This is a genomic window from Burkholderia sp. Se-20378, assembly GCF_017104665.1.
Lineage (GTDB): Bacteria > Pseudomonadota > Gammaproteobacteria > Burkholderiales > Burkholderiaceae > Burkholderia > Burkholderia lata.
The window spans coordinates 1-1,618 of the sequence record NZ_JAAGPG010000990.1 but is presented as its reverse complement, the minus strand read 5'-3'; the positions used below and the strand labels follow the sequence as shown (position 1 = coordinate 1,618).

The window sequence follows — 1,618 nt, the reverse complement described above, 5'->3', positions numbered from 1 at the left end:
CCGCTCGCCGAACTCGAAGCGATGCTCGCACGGCAGCATCTGGCCGGCCGCGTCGAGCATCGCTTCGAGTTCGGCGAGCGGCGTGCCCGCGCGCGCGGTGACGACGAGTTCGGTCGGGTCGTACGACACGACGCCGCGATGCGTGCGCACGTCGAGCGTGCGACCTTCGACGGGGCGGCCGAGGAACGCCTTCGTGCCGGCGCCGCGGATGTGCAGCGGCTGGCGGTCGTGGATCGCCGCGTCGACCTGCGCGACGAGCGCCGCGCTGTCGTCGATCGATTCGATGTCGCGTCGCATCAGAAGCGCTCCAGTTCGGGAAACGGCAGCTTGCCGTGATGGACGTGCATCGCGCCGAATTCGGCGCAGCGGTGCAGCGTCGGGATGTTCTTGCCGGGATTGAGCAGGCCCAGCGGATCGAATGCGGCCTTCACCGCATGGAAGAACGTGATCTCGTCGGCGTTGAACTGCACGCACATCTGGTTGATCTTCTCGCGCCCGACGCCGTGCTCGCCGGTGATGCTGCCGCCCGCCGCGACGCACAGCTCGAGGATCTTTCCGCCGAGCGCTTCCGCGCGATCGAGTTCGCCGGGCCGGTTCGCGTCGAACAGGATCAGCGGGTGCATGTTGCCGTCGCCCGCGTGAAACACGTTCGCGACCGGCAGCCCGTATTCGGCGGACAGCGCGGCGATGCCTTCGAGCACGCGCGGTAACTCGCGGCGCGGGATCGTGCCGTCCATGCAGTAGTAGTCGGGCGACATGCGGCCGACCGCGGGGAATGCGTTCTTGCGGCCGGCCCAGAAGCGCTGGCGTTCGGCTTCGTCGCGCGCGACGCGGATCTCGGTTGCGCCGGCATCGCGAAGCAGCGTGGCGACGCGTTCGGCGTCTTCGTCGACGTCGGTCGGCGAGCCGTCGAGTTCGCACAGCAGGATCGCCTGCGCGTCGACCGGGTAGCCCGCGTGGATGAAATCCTCCGCCGCGCGGATCGCGAGGTTGTCCATCATCTCGAGGCCGCCGGGAATCACGCCTGCGCCGATGATTCGCGCGACCGCCGCGCCGGCTTCCGCGACGTCGTCGAAGCTCGCCATCAGCACCTTCACGCTCGGCGGCTTCGGCAGCAGCTTCACGGTGACTTCCGTGACGATGCCGAGCATCCCTTCCGAACCGGTGAACAAGGCGAGCAGGTCGAAGCCGGGTGCGTCGAGCGCATCGGCGCCGAGCGTGAGCGTGTCGCCGTCGATCGTCAGGATCTCGACCTTCAGGATGTTGTGCACCGTGAGGCCGTATTTCAGGCAGTGCACGCCGCCTGCGTTCTCGGCGACGTTGCCGCCGATCGAGCAGGCGATCTGCGACGACGGATCGGGTGCGTAGTACAGGCCGTATGGCGTGGCCGCTTGCGAGATCGCGAGGTTGCGCACGCCGGGCTGCACGCGCGCGATGCCGGCATCGGGGTCGATGTCGAGAATCCTGTTGAACTTCGCCATCACGAGCAGGAGGCCTTTTTCAAGCGGCATCGCGCCGCCGGACAGCCCGGTGCCCGCACCGCGCGCGACTACCGGCACGCCGAGCGCGGCCGCGACGCGCAGTACCGCGCGCACCTGCTCGACCGTGTCGGGCAGCA

At 68.8% G+C, this 1,618-nt stretch carries 2 protein-coding genes; both read right to left on the bottom strand.

Annotation, left to right across the window (positions count from 1 at the left end; translation table 11 throughout):
* A partial coding sequence (locus G3N93_RS39625) for an FAD-binding protein (protein WP_206135486.1) occupies window positions 1–297 on the bottom strand: 297 nt, incomplete at its 3' end.
* Window positions 297–1,618 (bottom strand): glycolate oxidase subunit GlcD (gene glcD, locus G3N93_RS39620; protein ID WP_206135485.1); only part of this gene is annotated, 1,322 nt, incomplete at its 5' end. The genes glcD and G3N93_RS39625, both read right to left, overlap by 1 nt.